The 23668-nt window shown below is 66.2% G+C and carries 16 protein-coding genes; 7 read left to right on the top strand and 9 right to left on the bottom strand.

The window, feature by feature from the left end; all coding sequences use genetic code 11:
* Positions 1-1062 (bottom strand): DUF222 domain-containing protein (locus tag KDB67_RS13135; protein WP_291016303.1); only part of this gene is annotated, 1062 nt, incomplete at its 3' end.
* Positions 1063-1200: 138 nt separating this feature from the next.
* Between KDB67_RS13135 and KDB67_RS13130 the strand changes: the two genes are divergently transcribed.
* Genes KDB67_RS13130 through KDB67_RS13120 form a run of 3 tightly spaced genes read left to right on the top strand, consistent with a single transcriptional unit; the run spans position 1201 to position 7853 of the window.
* Positions 1201-1662 (top strand): hypothetical protein, encoded by a 462-nt coding sequence (locus KDB67_RS13130; RefSeq protein ID WP_291016300.1) that lies wholly within the window; start codon positions 1201-1203, stop codon positions 1660-1662.
* 51 nt (positions 1663-1713) lie between these two features.
* Positions 1714-4572 carry a PD-(D/E)XK nuclease family protein gene (locus KDB67_RS13125; protein WP_291016298.1) on the top strand — a complete coding sequence of 953 codons (2859 nt, stop codon included), beginning with the start codon at positions 1714-1716 and terminating at the stop codon, positions 4570-4572.
* The gene (locus KDB67_RS13120; protein WP_291016295.1) at positions 4569-7853 is read left to right on the top strand and encodes an exodeoxyribonuclease V subunit beta; all 3285 of its coding nucleotides are present in this window, start codon (positions 4569-4571) and stop codon (positions 7851-7853) included. Before KDB67_RS13125 ends, KDB67_RS13120 begins: the two co-directional genes overlap by 4 nt.
* Here the strand turns inward: KDB67_RS13120 and KDB67_RS13115 are convergent.
* Both KDB67_RS13115 and KDB67_RS13110 read right to left on the bottom strand, forming a co-directional pair.
* Entirely contained in the window at positions 7843-9582 is a 1740-nt protein-coding gene (locus tag KDB67_RS13115; RefSeq protein ID WP_291016292.1) for an ABC transporter ATP-binding protein, read from the bottom strand. The two genes, KDB67_RS13120 and KDB67_RS13115, sit on opposite strands and share 11 nt — an antisense overlap.
* Positions 9579-12173: an ATP-binding cassette domain-containing protein gene (locus tag KDB67_RS13110; protein ID WP_291016290.1), complete on the bottom strand. Its 2595-nt coding sequence runs from the start codon at positions 12171-12173 to the stop codon at positions 9579-9581. Before KDB67_RS13110 ends, KDB67_RS13115 begins: the two co-directional genes overlap by 4 nt.
* Positions 12174-12386: 213 nt before the next feature.
* Here KDB67_RS13110 and KDB67_RS13105 point away from each other — a divergent pair, with 213 nt between their 5' ends.
* The 4 genes from KDB67_RS13105 (at position 12387) to KDB67_RS13090 (ending at position 17792) form a co-directional block, all read left to right on the top strand.
* Positions 12387-12992, top strand: coding sequence for a hypothetical protein (locus KDB67_RS13105; protein WP_291016287.1), 606 nt, complete (start codon positions 12387-12389; stop codon positions 12990-12992).
* 41 nt (positions 12993-13033) lie between these two features.
* The gene (locus KDB67_RS13100) at positions 13034-14323 is read left to right on the top strand and encodes a competence/damage-inducible protein A (RefSeq protein ID WP_291016285.1); all 1290 of its coding nucleotides are present in this window, start codon (positions 13034-13036) and stop codon (positions 14321-14323) included.
* 163 nt (positions 14324-14486) lie between these two features.
* Positions 14487-16616 carry an RNA polymerase recycling motor ATPase HelR gene (gene helR / locus KDB67_RS13095; protein WP_291016283.1) on the top strand — a complete coding sequence of 710 codons (2130 nt, stop codon included), beginning with the start codon at positions 14487-14489 and terminating at the stop codon, positions 16614-16616.
* A 135-nt stretch (positions 16617-16751) separates the two neighbouring features.
* Positions 16752-17792 (top strand): NAD(P)-dependent alcohol dehydrogenase, encoded by a 1041-nt coding sequence (locus KDB67_RS13090; RefSeq protein WP_291016280.1) that lies wholly within the window; start codon positions 16752-16754, stop codon positions 17790-17792.
* Here the strand turns inward: KDB67_RS13090 and KDB67_RS13085 are convergent.
* From KDB67_RS13085 to KDB67_RS13060, 6 genes are read right to left on the bottom strand one after another with little or no spacing between them, the layout of a single operon-like run.
* Positions 17789-18385 (bottom strand): 4Fe-4S single cluster domain-containing protein, encoded by a 597-nt coding sequence (locus KDB67_RS13085; protein ID WP_291016277.1) that lies wholly within the window; start codon positions 18383-18385, stop codon positions 17789-17791. The genes KDB67_RS13090 and KDB67_RS13085 overlap by 4 nt on opposite strands.
* Before the next feature lie 13 nt (positions 18386-18398).
* The gene (locus tag KDB67_RS13080; protein WP_291016274.1) at positions 18399-19220 is read right to left on the bottom strand and encodes a helix-hairpin-helix domain-containing protein; all 822 of its coding nucleotides are present in this window, start codon (positions 19218-19220) and stop codon (positions 18399-18401) included.
* Positions 19204-19422, bottom strand: a complete 219-nt coding sequence (locus KDB67_RS13075) for a DUF2997 domain-containing protein (protein WP_291016271.1) — start codon at positions 19420-19422, stop codon at positions 19204-19206. Before KDB67_RS13075 ends, KDB67_RS13080 begins: the two co-directional genes overlap by 17 nt.
* Positions 19419-19886: a hypothetical protein gene (locus KDB67_RS13070; RefSeq protein WP_291016270.1), complete on the bottom strand. Its 468-nt coding sequence runs from the start codon at positions 19884-19886 to the stop codon at positions 19419-19421. The genes KDB67_RS13075 and KDB67_RS13070 overlap by 4 nt, the downstream gene beginning before the upstream one ends.
* On the bottom strand, positions 19886-21553 hold the full coding sequence (locus KDB67_RS13065; protein ID WP_291016268.1) for an AAA family ATPase: 1668 nt from the start codon (positions 21551-21553) through the stop codon (positions 19886-19888). The genes KDB67_RS13070 and KDB67_RS13065 overlap by 1 nt, the downstream gene beginning before the upstream one ends.
* A 58-nt stretch (positions 21554-21611) precedes the next feature.
* Positions 21612-23594 (bottom strand): CocE/NonD family hydrolase, encoded by a 1983-nt coding sequence (locus KDB67_RS13060; RefSeq protein ID WP_291016306.1) that lies wholly within the window; start codon positions 23592-23594, stop codon positions 21612-21614.
* Between the last annotated feature and the right edge of the window lie 74 nt (positions 23595-23668).

Here is a 23668-nt window from a genome sequence, read left to right as displayed (position 1 = left end):
GTTGTCCAGGCCGAGCAGGGTCGACAGGTTGACCACGATGTGAAACACCGGGCGTGCACCCGAACCGCATCCGTCGACACCGCATCCGTCGATCGAGTGCCGTCGCGAGCGGTCGGCGGCGGGAGCAGTGTCGGTGGGCTCGTGAACGTCGTCTTTGACGGGCATCGCGATGCACGCCTCGCACAGGCACGGCAGGACGGTCCGGCCCTTGGCCAAGGCCACCAGGGCGTCGGCGCGGCGTTGTTGTTTGGTGCGGGGGTCGGCTGAATGCACCGACCCTGCCATCGTATTCAACTTCGCGTCGACGGCGGCGCCGTCGATCGCAGGCAACGACGCGCCAAGTCGGGAATTGCCTCGGGCAAAACGGTCCGGGGTGATGGTCACCTTGCGGCCGGCCTTGATGCGTTCGGTTTGTCTACGATCGGCTTCCGGATCCCACCGGGCGATCAACGAATCGACCAGGGTGTTGAAGCGGCGGGTGGACATCGGCGGATTCTCTTGAATTGCTATCGCCAGATGTGCGTCGATGTCCTCGATCGCCTCCGGTGAGCACAGGTCGGTGCGTGCGACCGCCGACAGGAACCTGTCGAGATCGATGCGGCCTTCGGCCAGGGTGTAGGAGGTGAATATCAGACGGTAGCGGGCGGCGTCGCCGGCGATGACCAGGGCTTTGGCACGGGCAGGGGTGATGGTCAGCACGGCGCCAACTTCGGCGATCGCTTGTTCGAGGCCGTCCGGACCGAAATCAGCATGCGGGTCTTTGCCCGCGGAAACCGAATCCAACATCTGCCCCGGGGTGCGTTCACCCGAGTCGATCAGACTGCGTTCGTAGGCATAGTCTTCGGCGCGTTCGTCATGAATCATGCTGGCCGCGCGCATCATCCGGTACTGCGCGACAGCGATGTTCGAGGCGCAATGGGCCAGCACCTCCACCAGTTCGGTGGCCGACAGATCGTTGTCTCCGGCCAGCCGGCGGGCCATCGGCACGCGGCGGTGCGGCAACGTGCCGTTGGCGCCCGAGTCGCTGTCGTCGTAGTCGTTGTATGCTTCACCCCAAGCCATGACTCGACTATATATTCGAGACGCATGTTTTTCATCAGATATTGAGGAAGTGGGGAGGAATCGTCCGATCGGACGACAGTCCCCGTGGGCACCGCCGATCGACCGCCAATTGTCGTACCGCGCAGGCATACTGCGCTTGTGAAGAAGATCCTGTACGTCGACCTCGACAACACCCTCGTCAACTTCCAGTCCGGCATCGACAGGCTGTCCGCCGCCGACCTCGCCACCTACGACGGCCACTACGACGACGCCCCCGGCATCTTCGCACTCATGGACCCACTCCCCGGCGCCATCGAGGCCTTCAACGAGCTCAGCGAACTGTTTGACGCCTACATCCTGTCGACGGCGCCCTGGGACAACCCGTCGGCATGGACCGACAAACTGCTGTGGGTACACCAACACATCGGCGCCGACGAGGGCACGCCTGCCTATAAGCGGCTGATCCTGTCGCACCGCAAGCACCTCAACGCCGGCGACTACATCATCGACGACCGCACCAAGAACGGTGTCAGCGAATTCCAAGGCGTCCACATCCATTTCGGGCAACCCGGATTCGAGACGTGGGAACAGGTCGTCGAACACATGCGGCCACTGGCGTAACGAGAGCTCGTTGCGGCCGGAATGTCGGACCCCTCGGGCATGATGGGCGCCATGATCTTCGACAGGGTGGTGGGTGCGGTTGCGGAAGCCAAGGGTGGACATCCGCTGGCTTCGGCGACGGTTGTGGTGCCCAATCATGCGGCGGGGCGGGATGTGTTGCACGCGTTGGCACGTGCGGGGGCCGTAGCCAACACGAGCATCGTGACGGCGGGGCAGATTGTGGAGCAGTTGGCGGCGCCGGTCCTCTCACCTCGGCAGGCGTTGCCGTATCCGCTGCTCGAGGCGGCAGTCGCGCGGGTGCTCGACGAACGGCCCGGCGTATTCAAGGAGGTGGCGGAGGCGCCGATCACGGCGCAGGCACTGGCGCAGGCGTCGTGGCAGCTCACCGAACTGGCCGAGCCGCGGATCGAGAACCCGACACCACTCGTCGACGACCTGTTGCGCATTCACCGCGAAGCGCTGGACGACGAGCTCACCGGCAGGTACTTCCTCAAGCATGAGGCGTATGCGGCAGCGGAAGCCGCGGCGTCGTCGCTGACCAACGTGGTGGTGTTCGCACCGACCCGCGACAATCCGGCGCTCGACGGGCTGCTCGACACCCTCAGCGCCGGGGGCACCGTCATCGAAACCGATGGCGACGTCCTGCCGACGCAGATCATCCATACCTCCGACGCCGACGACGAGGTGCGGGCGGTGGTGCGGCTGATCCGCAAACATCTCGCGGCCGGAACACCCGGGCACCGCATCGGCGTCTACTACCCCACCCCCGACCCGTATCTCGGCTTGCTGCACGAACATCTGACCGCCGGCCGGATCACGTTCAACGCGCCGCTGCACCACACGCTCGCCGATCGGCCCGCCGTGCGAGCCCTGCTCGGGTTGCTGAGCATCGATCCAGCGATCATGCCGCGGCGTGATATTCTCGACTTCTTCGCCGAAGGCGTGCTGCGTCGCCCGCAGGTTCCGGGAGCCGAAAGACCGGTCAGTCAACGCAAACTCGAACTCATCACGCGCGAACACCGCAAGATCGTCGGCGGCGACGACTGGCACCGGCTCCCCGAACCACTCCCCGACGACTCCTACGTCGGCGACACGTTTCCCGATGAGACCGCGGCCCTGTACGACCACATCATGTCGCTGAAAGCCGACCTCGTCGCACTCGGTGAAGCCAACACCTGGCACCAGGCGTCCGAGCAATTGATCATGCTGCTGGACAGTAGATTTCACGGGTCATCCGAGCACGTGGCGACCGACATCGTGACGCTGCGCCAGGACTCTGCCGCCCTTGCTTTCATGGACGAGTTCGCGCCACCACCGACCATCGAACGCATCCGCGACGCCGTGGGCGTCCGCATCGATTCACATGGCGGCAAACACGGGAAGTCCGGTACCGGCGTCACCGTCGGCGCACTCGCCGACGCCGCCGGCCGGGACCTCGACGTCGTCGTCATCCTGGGCGCGGCGGAGGGATTGCTGCCGGTGCCGCGACGCGAAGACCCGTTGCTGCCTGCCGAACTCACCGGACACACCCCCGGCGACGCTATGGACGCTCAACATCGCAACTACCGGGCTGCACTCGCGACAGCCCGAACCGAACGAGTGGTCACCTTCCCCCGCGGCAGCCTGCGTGGAGGTGCCGAACGGGTACCGAGCCGCTGGTTGCTGCCCGCGCTCGGCGCACTCGCCGGCACCGCTGTCGACGTCGTCGGCTGGCAGAAGCAAACCCAGGGTGCCGACCGGATCGTCGTCGTCGAATCCTTTGATGTGGCAGCTCAAAACGCGAATCCTAGGATCGGAGCGTCAGCGGCGTCGGAAACCGAATGGCGGCTGCGTGCGCTCGCCGCGGTACCCGCCGAACAGCGGCAGACGGTTCTCACCGATCCGATCGTCTGCTCCGGAATGCGGATGCGCAGCGACCGGCTGCGAGGCAGGTTCACCCGATTCAACGGCAACGTGCACGACGTCCGCGATCTGCTCACCGTCTTCGATAATCCGGTGTCGCCCACCAGACTTGAGGACTGGGTGAAGAGCCCGTACCGCTTCTTCCTCACCAGTGTGCTCGGCGCGAAGGAACTTCCCGACCCCGACGAGGCCACCGAAATCGACGCGCTCACCCGCGGAAATCTCATCCACACCATCCTCGAACGGTATGTTATCGGCACTATTGACGGTGCAGCACAATCACTTTCCAGGCTCACCGACATCGCCGACGATGTACTCGGCAGCGCCGAACGAGACAATCCCGGGTGGCTCGGGCACCTGTGGGCCCGGGCACGCGGCACCATCATGTACGACCTGCGCGAATGGCACAGGCTCGACACCGAGGACCACTCCGACGGCTGGACCCCGACCCACGCCGAGCATTCCTTCGGGCTTCCACCCAAGGGCCGGCCGTACTCCGAGCCACACGTAAACCCCGCCATCACTCACGATCTCGGCGACACCACCATCGCCTTCCGGGGTTCGGTCGACCGCATCGACAAGCACCGCGATGGCCGGGTCCGCGTCACCGACTACAAATCGGGACAGCGCAAGCCGTACAGGGACATCAGCCCCGACAGTCCCACCCATGACGGGACTCATTTCCAGCTACCCGTATACGGCCTGCTCGCAAAGACTTTCGGCGACACTGTGAGTGCCCGCTACTGGTTCATCACCGGCAAAGGCGGATTCGATGAGATCGGCTACGCGCTCACCCGCGATGTCGAAGACATCCTCACCGGCGACCTGCAGTTGGTGCACGACATGATCCGCGCCGGCTACTTTCCACCCCGCACCCCCGACACCTGGTGGGCCGATCCCATTCTCGACCTCGTCGGCAAAGCCGGCCTGCAACGCGCCTGGGCCAACCTGGAACAGGTTCCCGAGATCACCGACTACGTCGCGAAATACGGAGCCGCGCAATCATGACCGCACCCGCAACCACCATCGAAGAAGACCTCGCCGACGCCGATGCCCGCACCCGCATCACCGAGGACACCACCGCCATCCTGTTCGTAGAAGCCGGTGCCGGCAGCGGAAAAACCCACTCGCTGGTGCAACGGATCTGTCATCTCGTACTCACCGACGGCATCGAGCTCGATCGGATCGCCGCGATCACGTTCACCGAGAAGGCGGCAGCCGAACTGCGTGAGCGGGTCCGTGTCGAACTCGCCGGACACGCCTCGCCCGAGTCGGAAAGGGCTCTGCGACAACTCGATACCGCAGCCATTGGTACCCTGCACGGCTTCGCCGCCCGCATCATCGGCGAAAATCCACTCGAAGCTAGGGTTCCACCACGCATCCAGGTCGTCGACGCCATGGGTTCGCAACTGTCGTTCCAGCGTCGCTGGCAACGGATGCAGCAACTGCTCTTCACCGACGAGGCGCCCGACGTCGTGGCCGAGGCCATGCACATCCTCATCGCCACCGGTGTGTCCGTCAACCAGATACGCACTCTCGCAGACGGTCTCGACCGCAATTGGGACCGGCTCGACCCGAGCGGCCAGCTGCCGGATATCGAGGACGCCGATATCGGAATCATCGTGCGGGAGGCCGAATCCATCTGCGGTTGCCTCACCGACTGCCGCGACGAAACCGACAACCTGGCCCGTCAGGTGCACCTGCTGCAAGAATTGCTGATCCCATTGCGCGAGGCGACGGACGCCACCGGGTGGATACCGATCGTCGCCTATTGCCCCGGACCCGGCAACGGCGGCAAGGGCGCCAACTGGGTGGGCGGCACCGCGCAGGTCAAGGAGATCAAGGCCCGCATCAAGGACCTGCGGGACAAGCTGATCCCCGGTGTTCTGAACGGTCTTCTCGACGGGGCATTGCGGATCGTCGTCGACTACATGTCGGGGCTGATCCGCGAGGAGGCCGACGAACGGCGCCGCACCGGGCAGTTGGAGTTTCACGACCTGCTCGTCCACGCAGCGGAGGTCCTGAGGGAGTCGTCCGTCGCCGCGGCCACCCATGAGCGGTACCAGCGGATCCTGCTGGACGAGTTCCAGGACACCGACCCGCTCCAGCTCAAACTGGCGCAGCGGATCGTAGCCGGCGCCGGCGCCACAGACACTACCGGCGCGGGCGCCGCAGATACCACCGGCAGGCTGTTCACCGTGGGTGATCCCAAGCAGTCGATCTACCGGTTCCGGCGCGCCGATATCGCAGCGTATATGGGTGCGCGCGAACAGGTTCCGGTAGGTGATGTGGTTCAGCTGACCACCAACTTCCGGTCCACCCGCGCCGTCATCGACTGGGTGAACCGGGTATTCGGCAGGCTCGTGCAGGCGCAGGGACACGTGCAGGCCGGGTACGTCGAACTGGCCCCGCGCCCCGACCGGCCGCAGCGCGCGACCTATTGGGGTCCGGCACCTTTCGTGTTCTCCGACAACAGTGACCCCACCCCCGACGAGATCGGGCTGAGCAAGGCCGATCTGCCGCGCACGCGCGAGGCCCGCGATGTGGCCCGCATCATCGCCACCGCCACCGAGGAGGGCTGGTGCCATGAGAAGCGTCGGGGCCCACGCGACTACGATCATGTGCCATTGAAGTGGAGCGATATCTGCATTCTCATCCCGTCGCGTGCGGTGCTGCCGTTCCTGGAGAAGAGCCTTGACGCGGCGGGAGTCGAATTCCGTTCCGAGGCATCGAGTCTGGTCTATTCGACACAGGAGGTGCACGACCTGCTGGTGACCTGCCGAGCGCTGGCCAACACCGCCGATTCGGCGGCCATCGTCGCAGCCCTGCGTACTCCGCTGTTCTGCTGCGGCGACGACGACCTGCTGCGGTGGCGACGCGCCGGGGGACGGTGGATCATCCACCTCGACCCACCTGACGGACTCGCCGATTCACCTGTGGCACAGGCATTCACATACCTCAAAGGACTGTCACGGGAGATCGGTGGCCTGAACCCGGGTGCGCTGTTGTCGCGGCTGGCCACCGACCGGCGCGTGTTCGAGGTGTCGATGGACTCGCCGCGGCATCGCGACGTGTGGCGGCGGCTGCGGTTCGTCATCGACCAGGCCCACGCCTGGTATGCCGAGGACCGGGGCAGTCTGCGCGACTACCTCGACTGGGCGGCCACCCAATCCGACGAGAACGCCCGCGTCGCCGAGACCGTGCTCCCCGAGATCGGGGTGAACGCGGTGCGCATCATGACTATTCACGCCGCCAAAGGTCTACAGTTCCCGATGGTGATCGTGGCCGGGATGAGTGGCGGCTTCCGCACCGATTCCGAACCGGTGCTGTGGGATTCGTCCGACGCCCTGCAGGCGTACGCGAGCAAAGCTGTGCGCACCGCCGGATACGACGCCGCGGACGCAGCGGAGGATGCGCACACCGCGGCCGAGAAGGTCCGGTTGCTGTATGTGGCCTGCACACGCGCCGAGAGTCACCTTGCCGTGTCCGGATATATGGGCTCCCGGAGTTGCTGGGGCGCTATCCTCGCCGACGGACTCGACGACACCGACGCCGTCATGCCCGAACTCGTCGACGCCCGCCGCCGGGACGAAGACGCCCCCACCGGAGCCGAACCGCAGAGCTGGGACGACTGGCTGGCCGAAACCGAACGGGTGGCCGATATGTCGGCCCGCCGGTCGTCGTATTCTGCGACGCACCTTGCCCATCGCGAAACCGATTCCGCAGCAATGCTGCTCGATTCCTACACCGCGGGTGGTCTCATCGCCTCCGGTCGTCCCACCCCGATCGCCGGTGGAACGGGTAGCAAGCAAAGCGGACCGTTGCTCGGCATCGCCCTGCACACGGTTCTTGAAACGGTATCGCTCGCCGACGGCGCCGACGACGCTTTCCGGGAGACCGCCCGCCGCATCGCAGGCGAATATGGCCTGGCCGACGTGGATTTCTTTGTGGACCTTGCCTGTTCGGCGATCGCAGCCGATCCTGTACAGCGCGCGGGAATGCGCCCTCATTGGCAGGAGATGCAGCTCGCCGGGATCGGTCCCGACGGGACGACCGTCATCGAAGGCGTGGCCGACCTGGTCTACCGCGACGACGACGGGGCCCTCGTCATCGTCGACTACAAGACCGATGTGGGCGTGAAACAGGAGACGCTGGAAGCATATTGGGCGCAACTGTCCATCTACGCCGACCTGATCCGGCAGGCCACCGGTGAGTACGTCAGCCGCCTGGAATTGGTCTTCTGTCGCCCCGGCGATGCCGTCGTAGTCTCGCGCTCGTTCAGTCGGTGAGTTTCCAGCCGGCGCTCGCGCCCTGACGTTCCCAGAACTGCGCGAACAGTCCACCCGCGGTGAGGAGTTCGCCGGGGGTGCCCTGTTCGGCGATCTGTCCGTCGTCGATCACGATCACCTGATCGGCGTGCCGGATACCGGCCTGCCGGTGGGCGACGATGATGCGGGTGCGCGCCACGTCATCGGCAGACAGCGCATCCACGACGGCGCGTTCGTTCTCGTTGTCGAGGGCACTGGTGGCCTCGTCGATCAGCAGCACCGGCGCCGGCTTGAGCAGGGCGCGGGCGATGCTGATGCGCTGGCGTTCGCCTCCCGAGAGCACCGAGCCGCCCTCGCCGACCTCCGAACCCAGGCCGTCGGGCAGGCGGCCGATGATCTCATCGACGCGAGCGAGACGTGTTGCGGCCGCGACACGTTCAGGACCGGCCGACGGGTCGCCGGCGAGGACGTTCTCCTCGATGGTGCCCTGGATCAGATACGGCTCCTGGAACACCACACTCGACAACGCCCGTCGCGCCGGCAGTTCAAGGGTGGTCACGTCGACACCGTCAAACAGGATGCGGCCGGACTGCGGCTCGTGCAGGCCCGCGATCAGCCCGAGGATCGTCGACTTGCCCGACCCTGAGGCACCGATAATGGCTGTGGCCGAACCGGATTCGATGGTCAGATTCAGATTCGCCAGGATCGGCCGATCGTCGCCGTAGCCGAAGGTGACATTCTCGAACACGATCCGAGGGGCCGTCCGGAGATCGGCCTTGGCTGCCGAACCCTCTTGTGGTCCATCGGTTTCCGCGTTGAGAACCGAACCGATCCGGTTCAGCGTCAGGCGGGTGGTCTCCAGACCCGCGCCGAGTTCGGCGAGAATCGTGAACGGTTCGAGGTAACGTACCGCCACCACGATCAGCGCCACCGACTCGGCCGGGGACAGATCGCCGCGCACTGTCAGCCAGGCGGCAGTACCGGCGAGCGCGAACAACGCCACCTGGCTTGCGACACTGAAGATCACCTGGCCCGGGATCTGGAACAGCAGCAGCTTGGTCATCGCGCCGTGCTGGCGGTCCAGAGCATCGCCGACGAGGCTGCGTTCGGGTTCGGCGCGCCGCGATACCCGCAACGCCTCCTGAGTGCGGGCGAATTCGATGACCCGTGCGTTGAGCTCGGCGTTCGCCTCGTCGGCCACGGTGTCGGCCTTCTTGGTGATCACGGTGGACAGCCACTGCGCACCCAGTAGCAACGGCACCCCGGCGAGCGCGACCAGTGCCAACTGCCACGCCACCCCGAACAGGGCGATCCCGATCGCCGCCGGCAACAGCACCGCACCGGCCACCGGCACGATCAGATACACCACCAGACCGGCCAGATCGGGACCAGTGGCGGCGATCGCTTGCCGGGCGTCGGCGGTATTGGCTGTGTTGAACCAGGTCAGCCGTACCCGCGACAGCCGTTCGGCCACATCACGCTGCGCGTTGTCGACGATGCCGAAGCCGACGTCGAAACCGGCCCGCGAGGTCATCCGGTCGATGATCCAGCCGACGATCGTCGACGCCGTCAGCGCGCCGAGCCATACCAGCGCCTTGTCGTGGTCGCCGTCGAACAGCCCCGACAGCAGCGGCACCAGGAACACCACGCTCACCGCGCGGACGATTACCGATAGCACCGTCAGGACCGCGAAACGGCGCAGGAAACCGGTGTAGACGGGCGGAATCAGAGCCAGCACTGTGTGGATCATCGTTGTGCCCCCAGGGTCAGGTCGGATGCGTCGGTGGTCTCGGGCGGGGCTTCCAGGCAATCCCAAAGAGCCCGATATCGGCCGCCTGCCTCGATCAGTTGGGCGTGGGTACCGGTTTCGGCGATCCGGCCGTCGTCGAGGACCACGATCTGGTCGGCGTCGACGATCGTGTGTAGCCGGTGCGCGATCACCAGGACCGTCCGGTCCCTGGCCAGCCTGCTCAATGATTGCTGCACAAGGTATTCCGATTCGGGGTCGGCGAAGGCAGTCGCCTCGTCGAGCACCAGGATCGGTGCGTCCGCCAGCAGAGCGCGGGCGATCGTGAGACGTTGCCGTTCACCCCCCGACAGCGCGGCGTCGGGACCGAGGTACGTGTCGTAGCCGTCGGGCATCCGTTCGATCCGGTCACCGATGTTGGCCGCACGTGCCGCGGCCTCGATACGGTCGCGGGAGGCATCCGGTACGGCGAGGGCGATGTTCTCGGCGACCGTACCTGCCACGAGTTGGGTGTTCTGCAGGACGAAACCGAGTTTCCGGTACAGCTCGTCGCCGTCCATCGACCGGATGTCGCGACCGGCGATAGTGATAGCGCCCGTGCTGACGTCGTAAAAGCGGGCCAACAGTGCCGCCAGCGTCGACTTGCCCGACCCCGACGGTCCCACCAGCGCGGTCACCGTTCCCGGTGTCAGGCGCAGCGAGATGTCGTGCAGCACCGGGGTGTCCTTGCGGTATCCGAAGCCGACGTTCCGGAACTCCACATCGCCACCGGCATCAGACACCGGAGCGACCGGAAGGTCCGTGAGTTCGGGTTCTTCGAGGGTGGCCTGGATGTCACGGGCGGCGACCGTACCGGTGCGCAATCCCGAAAGGCCGTAACCGATCCCGAGCAGACGTGCTCCGAATGTGGTGCCCAGGAACAGGAACGGCAGCAGGTCGACCGGCTCGGCCCACCCCCAGATGACGAAGAGCGTTCCGGTGAAACAGATCAACCACAGGAACGTGGTGGGCCGGGTGACCAGGTCCATCAGGGTCTTCGCCTTGATGAACGGGCGCTGCCAGTTGTCGAGAAACACGATGTACTCGTCCAGATTTCGCTGGAAACTCGACGCCATCGGACCACCGAAGACGCGGATCACCGGCTGCGCCTCCAGATAGGCGGCGGCCTCGCCGTTCATGTGTTCGGCCCACTTCTGCGCCTGCGGGATCTTCGGTCCCGACTGCGCCATCATCCGCCACATCACCACCACATAGGTGAGGACCGGAATGAACATGCATAGCGCTATTCCCCAGTCGACGGTGAACAGGTAGATCAGCACCGCGATCGGGGTGATGACGGCAGCGACGGCGTCCACCACCACGTGCGTCACCAGATAGTGCAGGGCCAGGGTATTGTCCTGGATCTGCGACTTGATAGTGCCCGAGTTTCGGGAAGTGAACCAGCCCAGGGGTATTCGCGCCATCTTGCCGAGCAGGCGGTGTCGCAGATCGCGGGAGAAGCGGGCGTCGACCAGATGCAGCCACAATTGCAGCAAGAATTCGAGCAGCAATCCCGCACCCAGCAGGCCGAGCGCCCAGAAACCGATATTCCACAATTCCGACGACGGCGCATCCCGCAGAATCCGCCGAGAGAGCTCGACCAGCAGCAGGAACGGCGCCAGCTGAAGGAGTACCAGGATCACCTGCGCGATACCGGCGAGGATGAGTGTCTTCTTGAGCGGCGCGATCAATCGGCCGGCGCCCGCGGCGTTCCATTCGCCCTGGACGGCCGACGGTTCCTGAGTGGACGCGGCAACGGGTTCGGCGACCGGTTCCGGCTCGACGGCCTTCGCCTGCGCGGCCGCCTCGGCTTCGGGATCGCGTTCCTTACCCATCGCCTTGCCGTGCGCCCAGTACGCCTGCGCGTGTGTCTCCGATTTGGGGAATCCGAACTCCTTGGCGCGTTTGCGCACCTCCTTGAGCGTGCCCGATTCCGGACACACCCACAGATACCAGTTGGACCAGTCGCGATTCTCCAGCGCCGCCGCCACCGATATCGCATCCACGCGCGGCACCCAGTGCGTGCGCAGTCGCGGATGTTCGGGGAGCGGCAACTCGTGGTCGAGCGGGTCGTGTTCCTCCAGATACAGCTCGATCGGCAGGTCGTCGGGAATCACGTCGACGACGGTCCGGATCGCCGGCAGCGACGCCGAGTCACCGATGAGCAGATATCCCTCCGGGCGGCCGACGGCGGGAACCTCGAACGGCATCGCGCTCATCCACATCACGGAGATCTCGGCGCCCGGTTCGACCGTCGCCGCCCACTTCGACGCCGGTCCGGCGGGCTCATGCAATACGAAGTCGATGGAGAATTCGCCCGTTTCGGGCACGGCGTCGACGAAGGTGTAGCCGCGCTGGAACTCCTTGCCCTCCCCGTCCGGGAACCAACCACGCACGAACGCCGTCGGGAACGCCTCCGCCTCGGTGAACAGCGTCTGCGACACGAACCAGATCCGCTTGCAGTGTGGCGTAATATCCTGCGCGCCAGTGACTTTAGCGATATGGTCGCGGGCACCGAAAGCACGCATCAGCGCCCCGTTGAAACCCCTCGACATGACGTCCTCCCACCCATCCGATCGCAAGTAAGGCAAGACTCACCTTAGATACCCCACCCGGGTAACAACAATCCCCCGGGCGCATTACACAGGTTCGGTAGGCATCAATCCGGCAACGGAAACAACATGTACGTTCGTAATCCAGACATGGCACGGAGGATTTGGCAGAGTGAGCAGCACGAAACTTCACTACCGAAAGGCATCGGTTATCCCATGAAACTTCTTCGACGCATCGGCCTGGCGCTCGGCGTCACCGCAACAGCCACCGTCCTCGCCGTCGCGGCCGGCACCGCCGACGCGGCTCCCGTGTCGGGCGCCAACCCGACCGCCGTCACCACCGCTATGCCCGGCAAACTCACCACATCGCTGACGAATGCGACATTCCTCCCCTACAGCGGCGGCGACACCCTCAAGGTCGCCAACCGCAGCGGCAAGATCATCGAGCAGGTTCCGCTGATCTTCCCGATCAGCGGCGTCGACGTCCCCGTGCGAGTACAGATGAGCGCCGACCGCACCAGCGCCACACTGGTCCCGGTCATCACGCCGCAGACACGGGCCGCGATCTTCACCGACGCCAAGCCGTACGCGTCGAAAGCTCAGGCATACCAGCGCATGATGCGTGAGCTGATGATCGGCTGGAACAACGGCGGCAGCCTTACCGCCGCGATCGGTGCGATCATCGGCCTCGTCCTGGGCTGCGCCACCATCATCGGTTGCCTCTGGGTCGCCGGAGTCGGTGCCGTGATCGGCGGGGCCATCGGCATCAACATGGCCAACCCACGGGCCTTCCACGCGGTTCTGAACTGGCTCAACGCCTGATCTGATCGGCGTGTACTCACCCACCCGATAGGGTCGGATGGGTGAGTACACGCGCAGGGATCGTCGTCACCGGAACCGAAGTGCTGACCGGCCGGATCGCCGACCGCAACGGGCCGTGGGTGTCCGAACAACTGCTGGGGCTCGGTGTCGACGTCGCGCACATCACCGTCTGCGGCGACCGGCCCGACGACCTCACCGCACAACTGCGGTTCCTCGTCGACGAGGGTGTCGACCTGATCGTCACCACCGGCGGACTCGGACCGACCGCCGACGACCTGACCGTCCCGACCGTCGCCGCGTTCTGCGGGCGCGAGTTGCGGCATGACCCCGACCTCGAATCGCACATCACCGACATTCTGCTGCGCTGGCGCGGTATCGACGGTCCGCTGCCCGAAGCCGCCGCGGCAGGCGTTCGCAAGCAGGCGTATGTGCCCGAGGATGCCCGGTACATTCCGCCCACCGGCACCGCGCCGGGGATCGCCATCGCTCGTACCGATGGCTTGCCCGCGATCATCGTGCTGCCCGGCCCACCTCGCGAACTGCAGGCGATGTGGCCGGCTGCGGTCACAACCGATGCGTTCGCCTCCGTGACCGCGTCGCTGCCGGTGTTCTCGTCGGAGACGATTCGCGCGTACCGGCTGTCGGAGGCAGAACTGGCCGAGACTTTGCGGCTGGCCGAGCGCGATGTGGCCGGGTTTTCGGCACTGGAGATCACCACCTGCATTCGGGCCGGGGAGATCGACATGGTCACCCGGTTCGCCGATGATGGCCGATCGCCCTATGCCGAGCTTCTCGATCTGATGACCGAACGTCATGACGGGCAGATCTTTTCCACCGACGGGTCCACCGTCGACGACCTGGTGGCCGCGGCGTTGACCGGGCGGATGATCGGGACCGCCGAATCGTGCACCGGTGGGAAGATCGCCGCCCGGCTCACCGACCGCGCCGGGTCGTCGGAGTATGTGGCCGGCGGGGTGGTGTCGTACTCCAACGAAGTGAAGACGAACGTGCTCGGGGTGCCGGCCGCGATGATCGCCGAACATGGTGCCGTCAGCGAGCAGGTGGCCGAGGCGATGGCAGACGGGGCCCGACGGGTGCTGGGCACCGATATCGCGGTCTCCACCACCGGGATCGCCGGGCCGGGCGGGGGATCGGCCGAAAAGCCCGTCGGCACTGTTTGTTTCGGCGTTTCTGTCGATGGTGCGCCGACGCGGACGCTGACGATCCGGTTTCCGGGAGACCGGGCGATCGTTCGTGCGCTGACAGTGACGGCCGCGATGCATCTGATCCTGGAAACCGTCGGGAGCCTGGCGTCACCGGACCCTTCGTGACCCTCGCTCACGAAGGGTCCGGTGAGAGACACGTATGAGGCGACCACCTCGAACGGCGGATTTCTTTCCCCTTTAACGGTATATCGCGGATGGGGGCTTGCCGCAAGGCCCCCGTGGTGGTGCACAATCGTTTCTCCCGCCGCCCACGAGGAGTACACGCCACATGCAGAGTCCGTTCCTTCTATCCGAAAATGTTGCCTACAAGGGTGATTCACAGTCCATTGCCGGCGATGTCGCACATTTCGCCGCCATTGCAGATGCGTTCGCGCATACCGTGGCCACTCTGGAGAACCGTCTGGACGCGCTCCGGAAAGCGCCGGGCGGGGCGGGGCATCATGCGATGGAACGGGATATGGAGATCCACCGCACCCACGCCCGGCTGGCGACCATCCGGCGGTACGGGCTCGACCTGTGTCTGGGCCGGATGGTGGCCGGTGACGGCACCGTGACCTACATCGGACGCCTGGGGGTATGCGGCCCGACCGGTGAGCAACTGCTGGTGGACTGGCGGACCCCGGCGGCCGAACCGTTCTTCGCCGCCACCCTCGCCGAGCCTCGCGGCCTGACCAGCCGGCGGCGTTACCGCTGGTCACAGGGGTCGATCGTCGACTTCTGGGACGAGTCCCTCACCGCCGACACTCCGCCGGGTCTGATTCTCGACGACGATTCGGCATTCCTGGCGGGCCTCAGCGGCAGCCGCGGTGAGCGGATGCGAGATGTTCTCGGCACCATCGCCGCCGACCAGGACGCGATCATCCGGGCCGGGTCTTCGGGCACCCTCGTCGTCGACGGTGGGCCGGGAACCGGGAAAACCGTTGTCGCACTGCACCGTGCGGCGTATCTGCTGTATGCCGATCCGCGCCTGAGCGGACATCGGGGTGGGGTGCTGGTGGTGGGTCCGCACCGGCCGTACCTGTCGTATGTGGCCGACGTTCTGCCCGGGCTCGGCGAGCAGGGGGTGTTGACGTGCACCGTCGCGGATCTGGTTCCCGAAACGGCCGGGGCGATTGTCGAATCTGATCCCGTTGTCGCGCAGCTGAAGTCGTCGGTGGAGATGGTCGGCGCCATCGAGCCGGCGGTGCGGTTCTACGAGGACCCCCCACGTTCCTCGCTGACCGTCGGCACCGATTGGGGTGAGTTGATCCTCTCGCCCAACGACTGGGCCGAAGCATTCGGCGAGGCTGATCCTGTTGTGCCGCATAATGATGCCCGCGACGCGGTGTGGGAGAAGCTGCTGGAGATCGCGGCCGATGCCCTGCCCGATATCGAAGAGTCCGAACTCGGCGAGGTCCGATCGTCGTTGCGCCGCAACAGGGTTCTGACCGGGGCGTTCAATCGGGCGTGGCCACTGCTCGACCCCGCCGACATCATCGGTGATCTGTGGACGGTGTCGGCATTCCTGTCGATGTGCGCACCATGGCTTGATCGTACTGAAGTACTTGCGCTGCAACGGGATAACCCTTCGGCGTGGACGACGTCGGATCTGCCGCTGCTCGACGCGGCCCGTCGGCGCATCGGCGACCCCGAAGCCACCCGGCGCCGGCACCGGCATGCCGCCGCGCTCCGGTCCGAACGTTCCCGCATGGACGACGTCATCAATGACGTGATCGCCGCCGACGACAGCGAGATGCGGGTCGCCTCCATGCTGCGCTCGGCCGACCTGCGCGACGCACTCGACGACGACACCGTCTCGCCCACAACCGATCCCGACGAACTCGCCGGGCCGTTCGCGCATTTCATCGTCGATGAGGCACAGGAACTCACCGACGCACAATGGCAGATGCTGATCAGCCGGTGCCCGTCAAGGAGTTTCACCGTCGTCGGCGACCGCGCCCAGGCCCGCGACGGATTCACCGAGACGTGGACGCAGCGTCTCGAACGGGTCGGCTTGCACGGCATCCGTATCGCCGGCCTGTCCGTCAACTACCGGACCCCGGCCGAGATCATGGCCGAGGCCGCTCCGGCGATCCTCGCGGCGATACCCGACGCCAACGTCCCCCGGTCGATCAGGTCGAGCGCGATCCCCGTCACCCGTGCCGGGGTCGACGACCTCGAATCGGTGGTCGACGGGTGGCTGCGTGAACACACCGACGGGACCGCCTGCGTGATCGGCGAATCCGTGACGCTGCGCCGACCGCGGGTGCGTTCACTGACTGCGGGCACCGCCAAGGGGCTGGAGTTCGATCTGGTGGTGTTGGTGGCGCCCGGCTCGTTCGGCGACGGGGTGGCCGGCGCAGTCGACCGGTACGTGGCGATGACGCGGGCGACGCGGCAACTGGTGATCCTGACCTGATCCGGGCGCGCGGCCGCGGCACGGGACTTACGTCCCCGATATGCCCGAGTTGGTCCCAAGCAGCCGCATCGGCGCATCGGCGCGAGTAGAACCAAAAGGTGAGGTTGACGTCATATTTGAGAGGCACCCCACGCCATGAAGGCCATCCAGTTCATCGCCCCCGGACAACCACCCGAGCTTCGCGAGGTGGACAAACCATCGCCCGGACCCGGGCAGGTGCTGCTCAAGATCACCGCCGCCGGTGCCTGCCACTCCGATGACTTCGTGCTGAACGCGCCGGCCGGTGCGTTCAGTTACCCGCTGCCGATGACGCTCGGCCACGAAGGTGTCGGAATCGTTGCCGAGGTCGGGTCCGGCGTGCGGCTGTCCGAGGGAACCGCGGTCGCGGTGTACGGGCCGTGGGGCTGCGGCGCCTGCTACCGGTGCGCCCAGGGGCAGGAGAACTACTGCCTCAATGCGGCCGAAATGTCCATCACTCCACCGGGACTCGGCACCGACGGCGCGATGGCCGACTATCTTCTCATCGACAACGCACGCCACCTGGTGCCGCTCGGTGACCTTGATCCGGTCACGTCGGTGGCGCTCACCGACGCCGGACTCACGCCCTACCACGCGATCAAACCGTCGCTGGCCAAGCTGGTCGGCGGTACCACCGCCGTCGTCATCGGTGCGGGTGGTCTCGGACATGTCGGTATCCAGTTGCTGCGGGCTCTGACCCCGTCGCGGATCATCGCCGTCGACGTCACCGAGGAGAAGCTGGCGTTCGCCCGGGAGGTGGGGGCGCACGAGACTGTCCTGAGCAATGCCGACACGGTTGCCGAGGTCCGCAAGATCACCGGAAAGCAGGGTGCCACAGCGGTATTCGATTTCGTCGGATATCAGCCGACCATCGACATCGCGATGGGCGTGGTCGGGGTGCTCGGCGATGTGGTGATCGTCGGACTCGGTGACGGCGTGGCCGCCGCCAAGGTCGGCTTCTTCTCCCAGCCGTACGAGGTGTCGGTGCGGTCCCCATACTGGGGCACGCGTGGTGAGCTGATCGAGGTACTCGATCTGGCCCGCGACGGCGTTCTCGACGTGGAGGTCGAAAGGTTCAGTCTCGACGACGGTTTGGAGGCGTACCGGCGGCTCGCGGCGAATGATCTGCGGGGGCGGGCGGTCGTGGTCCCGGACTAAGACCTCCGGAAGTCGTCGGCCAGGAGGGCGTCGAGTTGGTCGGTGGCCGCCCAGCCGTTGACCGTGACCTCGCCGGAGGCGGCCACCCGGACCTCGATGCGGTCGGGCAGAGCGGTCAGCTCTGCCTCCACGTGCCGCAAGCGATCGGTGAGGAAGTGAAACTCCTGATTGGTCGAACCCACCCACGGCCGCCCGATGTCCGGGCGGTCGGCCAGATACGGCCCTGACACCAGAAGGTCAGTGGCACACAGCAGTTCAGCGGCCCCGTCGGGGGCGCCTGCCGCGGTCAACTCACGGTAGGTGAAGCCGCTGAACGTCATCACCGAAAGCCCTTGGGCGGCGACGAGGGAGGCGAACCGGGCCAGCGGGCGGGCCTGTTCGAAGGGTTCGCCGCCCAGCAGGGTGACCCCGTCGATACCCGGTACCGCCAGCGCGCGGGCCGCGAGTTCGCCGGCGTCGATGTCGGTGCCGCCATGGGGACCCCACAGATGCGGATTGAAGCAGCCCGGGCAGCGGATGGAGCAGCCCTGCACCCAGACGGCGAACCGTCGGCCCGGGCCCTCGGCGACCGTGTCGTCGACGACCGCGCCCACGCGTATCGCCCAATCAGATATCAAGGATCCGGCCCCCAGGTGGTGGTGGGGGCCGGTAGCCCGAATCCGGTTGTGTGGGCCCGAAAGTCACCGACCGCAGGCGCGCCAGGTGATGCGGGGGGAGGCCCGTCGATGCGGCCAGGTCGTCGAAATCGCGGAAACCACCGGTCCGGGCGCGGGCGGCGATCACGGCGTCGGACTGCACTGTGTCCAGTCCGGTGGCTGCGGCCAGTTCGGGGGCGGTGACGGTGTTGATATCGACGACCGAGGCGGGTGTGGGTCGCGGTGCGACCGGAGGGCCAGGGGTGAAGTAGTCGGGTGTGCCGATCAGGTTCTGCACCGGAGTCTGCGGCGGCGGATACGCCGGCTGAGCGAACTGTCCCGGGCCGGGAGCAGGTTGCGGCACCAAACCCTGGGGGCCCATTCCCTGCGTGCCGACGCCGTGGGTGCCGACGCCGTGGGTGCCGTAGCCGTACCAGGGCCCCTGCGCCTGCCGCTGCGCGAGGCGCACCAGGTACTCGTTGCGTAGCGCCAGCCCCGCCAGCAGGTGTGCGATGCACGAGGCGATCATCACCCCACCCGCCCAGTCGGGGACCTCGTCCTCAGCATTCTCGAACGCGAAGAGGCACACGCACACCGCGATCGTTACCACCGTCGACACGGCCGCGATGATGTTCCACTTGCGGTTGCGGACCCTGCCCGCGGCGTAGATGAATCCGGCGCACGAAAAGATCCCGCAACACACGATCGGCGTGGCGATCCACAGGCTGTGGATGATACGCCAGTTGCGGTCGGCGAGCCGGGAGGCGACCGCAGGATCAGTGGTAAAGCTCATCCGGATCCTCCACGGTGTCGTGCTCAACAGCTGTGGCCCGGTAGTAGTCCTGCGTGAATTCGCTGGTTTCGGTGTGTGCGTCGAGCAGATCCTCCAGGAGCGCGATCTGATCGAGACAGGACGGCCCGACGATACCGCGGGTTTCGGCGCGCACCGAACCGTCGGCGGCCACCGTGAGCACGATCTGCTTGTGGGTGCTCATGCGCCGGCCGCCAGATCGAGAACCACGGTGACCGTGTCGTTGTCGTCGACCGATTCCGAGGCGATGCTCATTCCCGCCAGCGGTGCCCGCTCCCGCAGGCGGGTCAATACCGCCTGTTGCACCCGGAGTCCGTACGCGGTGTCGATGGCGGTGACCACTTCGGCCACCGACTCTTCGGTCGTGCCCTCGCCGAGAAAGTCGACCTGCCAGGCCCCGCCTGCGACGGCCGGGTCTCGGTGAAAGCGGGCGGACACGTTGCTCCATTGGGCGACGAGTGCGTCGTCGGTTTGTGAGGTGACCACGGCGCCGGTGTCGGTGAGAGCGCCGGTCAGCAGATCGACGTCGCGCATCCGGGTGGACACGCCGATGACGGTGCGTCCGTCCATCTCCCGACGTTGACCACGGCCGGCGACCCAGGTGGCGGCCGCCACGGCCGCGGGAATCAGCACAATTGAGATACTCACTAGAAATCCACTGTCCTTCCCCCACGTGTCGTGGGATCTGTTGGTACCAAACGAAGTTGGGGTCCGGAACCGTCCTTCTCCGCAGGTGCCGTGCCGGCGTCCGGGCCGGCGGTCGTGTAACCGGTGCGGTCCTCGGCCGATGTCGCAGCCACCGCCCGGTCGGCGGCCCAGCCGCGGATCGCGGCGATCTGCTCGGCCTGCGTCACCGACAACGGCACCATCGTCGCGATCGCGCGCCGCAGATCCACCCCGGTCATCGGCCGGCGGTCGCTGAACGCGTCGAACAGTCCCGCGATGACGGCCTGTTCGATCTCTGCGCCGGTGTAACCCTCGGTGAGGTCGGCGAGTGCTTCCAGCAGTTGCGGGGTGATGCCCAGGCCGGCGGCCTTGTTGTCACGTAACCGCTTGTGCAGGTGCAGTTCCCAGATGTCGCGGCGTTCGGCGGCGGTGGGCAGGTCGACGAAGAAGATTTCATCGAAGCGCCCCTTGCGCAGGAACTCCGGCGGCAGCGCGTCCACCTTGTTGGCGGTCGCGATCACGAACACCGGTGCCGTCTTCTCCTGCATCCAGGTCAGGAACGACCCGAATACCCGCGTCGACGTCCCCGAATCGCCACTTCCCATGCCGGAGAAGCCTTTTTCGATCTCGTCGATCCACAGCACGCACGGCGCGGTGGCCTCTGCAGTGCGGATGGCGGTGCGCATGTTCTGTTCCGACGACCCGACGAGCCCGGAGAACACCTTGCCGATATCCATCCGCACCAGCGGCAACTCCCACGCGGCGGCGATCGCCTTGGCGGTCAACGACTTTCCGCAGCCGGGCACACCCGTCATCAGCACACCCTTGGGTGCGGACACCCCGTATTCGGCGGCCTCGGCCAGCCACGACCCGTCGCGTTTGCGCAGCCACCGTTTCAGGTTCTGCAACCCGCCCACGTCATCGAGGTCGATGTCGACGGACTCGAACTCGAGCAGCCCCGCCTTGCGAACGGTCTGCCGTTTCTCCTCCATCACCGAATGCACGTCGTCGGCGCCGAGCCGGCCGTCGTTCACCATCGCCCGCGCGAAGGCGTTGGTGGCCTCGTTGAGGGTGAGCCCGAGCGCGGCCTTGGCGAGCCGTTCGCGGCCCACGTCGTCGGCGGCGATCGCGATCCGGCCACCCGCGTTGGCCGCGATCATCCCGTCCAGGACAGCCCTGATCTCGGTTTCGGTGGGCAGCGGAAAGTCGAGGAGCGTGATGTCCTTGTCGAGTTCCGGCGGGATCCGCAGGATCGGCGACACCAGGATCAGGGTCCGCGCCACCGCTCCGGCCTGCAGTTCGCTCGCCAGGTCGCGCAGGGTGCGCACCAGCGCCGGGTCGGCGGGCCGCCGGTCGTCACCGAGGAAGGCGTGCAGATCCCGCATCACCAGCACCGACGGCTCCTGATTGCGGCGGAACCACTCCAGCGCGGCCCGCGGGTCGCCGGTACCCGACGCCTGCTTGCCGGCCTGGTCTACGACGCCCGCAGTGGTCGACCAGGTATGCACCGCCCGCGCCGTGCGGACCTTGCCGCCAGCCCCGGATACCGTGGCGATCTCGGCCAGCACCCGGTGCTCCTCGAACGACTCGACGTAGAGGATCGGGAAGCGGGCGCGCAGGGTCAGCGCGAGGTCGTCACGGAAGCTCACCCGCTCAGACTAGTCGCGCCGATGCCCAGCCCGCGTCGATCGATCAACTGTCACCGAGCTATCGCAAAGTGGCGGAGATCGGCAGGTTCACGAAACTCGGCCGCGTCGGGTCGAGCTGGATGTGCTGCGGCTTGAGCTGCGAGGCGTTGAGTAGCGGACGCAGCGGCAGACCACGCGGCATGTTCATCGCGAACACGTCGACCCGCAGCCGGTGACCGGCCTTGATCAGGGCCTCGGTGGGCAGCAGGCCGATGTCGATGGCCACCGGCTTACCGGGGGTTACCGGCTGTCGTGAACTCAGCGTCAGCTTGAGATACGGGTCGATCACGTCGCCGTTGGCGGCGAACTCGGACTTGGCCGCATCGTAGGCGCGCAGCGACGTCACCAGCTGACCGGTGGAGATGACCTTCGACGTGCCATTCGGTGCGACATCGTTCAGGGTTGCCACCCAGTAGCCGTCGGTGGCGTCGTGGACGGTGTTCAGGCGCACGTTGGTGTAGCCGGACACGCTGCGGGTGGTGGGCACCGGGGCGCTGGTGAACGTCAATGCGTCGCGTTCGGAGAACCGGGCGTCGTCCGAACATACCGGCAGGATCGCCACCACGCCGATGGTCTGCTGTGCGCTGTCCCGCGAGCAGATGGTGGCCAGGCCCGGCGAAACCGTCAGTCGCCCACGCGAAGTGGTCCTTGCCACCTTCAGCGAACCGTCGCGTACCGCGTACGGCGCTGTGCCCGAACGCTTGTCGCTCAGGTACAGGCGCTGACGCTGCATGCCCGCGCGCGGGAACTGATCGGCACTGATCCACTTGTCGCCGACCTGCTTGAGGGTGACGGGCGAATACCTGTCGATACCGTTGTCGATTCCCTTGAGCCACTTGTCGAACCAGGCCTTCTGCAGCACGTCCAGCCGGGGCGGGGTGCCGTTCTTACCGGACTGGCGGGCGCCGATGGTCAGGTGATAGCCGTCGCCCATGATCAGCTTCTTCTGGCTCGGCGGCAGCGGAATCTGATTGAACGCCCTGACCTCGGTGTTGGTGAACAGATCGAACCAGCCGCCGTAGATCATGGTGGGCACGGTGATCTTGTCGGCGCCCGACAGCCACGAGGAACGTTCGTCCGAATTGGTCTCCAGCAGACTCTTCAGGTTCGGCGGGATCGAGGCGATGTTCGGTGTCGACAGCGCCGCAAAGAGCTGCGGGTAGAAGGTACCCGGCTCACTCATCCTGTCCGCCAGCCACTTCCAGTCGAAGTTGCCTGTCATCATCGATGCGACGTTGGGGATCAGCTTGGTGGCGTTGACCAGGGTCAGCCACAACGGCAGGAACCCGACACCAAGTGCGCCGCCCGGCGCGACCACGTCACGGATCAGGTCGCCACCCGGCTCGACCGGGAAGATCGCCTTGAGCGCCTTGGGCGCCATCTTGGCGGCGTAGATCTGGTTGATGCCCGAGTACGACACGCCGGACATGCCGATCTTGCCGTCGGACCACTTCTGCCTGGCAGCCCAGTTGATGACCTCGACGGTGTCCTTCTGCTCCCGGCTCTTGAAGGTCTGCCACTTGCCCTGCGAGAAGCCGGTGCCGCGGACGTCGACGACCACCTGGGTGTAGCCACTGCGGATGAGGTCGTAGTCGGCCATCATCGTCTTGGCGCCGCCGTCGCGCATAGTGCCGATCAGGTCGTCGGCGCCGCGCAGTGGTCCGGTCAGATGAATCTTGGACACCACCTGCTCCATGAACGGCTTGAGGACCGGGTGTTCGGTGACCGCGGTGCCCAGCGAAGTGAGTAGCTTGGTGTACGGCGTCAGGTTGACGATCGTCGGGGTCTTGGTAGCGATGGGACGTTTCCGCGCATCCGCCGGTCGGTAGATGTCCGCGCGCAAGACGGTGCCGTCGCTCATCCTGATCGGCACGTCGGTCTGGATACTCACGCCCGCGTACTTCTTCTGCTTGCTGTCGTGCGAGGCGGTCCACTGCCTGCCTGCCGCGCCACCGGTCGGATCGGCCGATGCGACACCCGCACCGCCCAGACCCACGGCCATCGCCGCCACCGTCGCCAATGCCGCCGACCGCACACCGATCATGCGACGAGTTCCCCACAACCCAGCCATATACT

This window comes from Gordonia sp. (in: high G+C Gram-positive bacteria), from assembly GCF_020438995.1.
Classification (GTDB): Bacteria; Actinomycetota; Actinomycetes; order Mycobacteriales; family Mycobacteriaceae; genus Gordonia.
Note: the sequence above shows the minus strand (reverse complement) of the source record. Positions and strands in the feature narration are given on the sequence as shown.

Bases quoted from the DNA above. Each gene is read 5' to 3' on its own strand.
- KDB67_RS13125 (WP_291016298.1), top strand. From the start codon at position 1,714: ATGATCTTCGACAGGGTGGTGGGTGCGGTTGCGGAAGCCAAGGGTGGA.
- KDB67_RS13120 (WP_291016295.1), top strand. From the start codon at position 4,569: ATGACCGCACCCGCAACCACCATCGAAGAAGACCTCGCCGACGCCGAT.
- KDB67_RS13115 (WP_291016292.1), bottom strand. From the start codon at position 9,582: ATGATCCACACAGTGCTGGCTCTGATTCCGCCCGTCTACACCGGTTTC.
- KDB67_RS13110 (WP_291016290.1), bottom strand. From the start codon at position 12,173: ATGTCGAGGGGTTTCAACGGGGCGCTGATGCGTGCTTTCGGTGCCCGC.
- KDB67_RS13105 (WP_291016287.1), top strand. From the start codon at position 12,387: ATGAAACTTCTTCGACGCATCGGCCTGGCGCTCGGCGTCACCGCAACA.
- helR (WP_291016283.1), top strand. From the start codon at position 14,487: ATGCAGAGTCCGTTCCTTCTATCCGAAAATGTTGCCTACAAGGGTGAT.
- KDB67_RS13090 (WP_291016280.1), top strand. From the start codon at position 16,752: ATGAAGGCCATCCAGTTCATCGCCCCCGGACAACCACCCGAGCTTCGC.
- KDB67_RS13080 (WP_291016274.1), bottom strand. From the start codon at position 19,220: ATGAGCTTTACCACTGATCCTGCGGTCGCCTCCCGGCTCGCCGACCGC.
- KDB67_RS13075 (WP_291016271.1), bottom strand. From the start codon at position 19,422: ATGAGCACCCACAAGCAGATCGTGCTCACGGTGGCCGCCGACGGTTCG.
- KDB67_RS13060 (WP_291016306.1), bottom strand. From the start codon at position 23,594: ATGGCCGTGGGTCTGGGCGGTGCGGGTGTCGCATCGGCCGATCCGACC.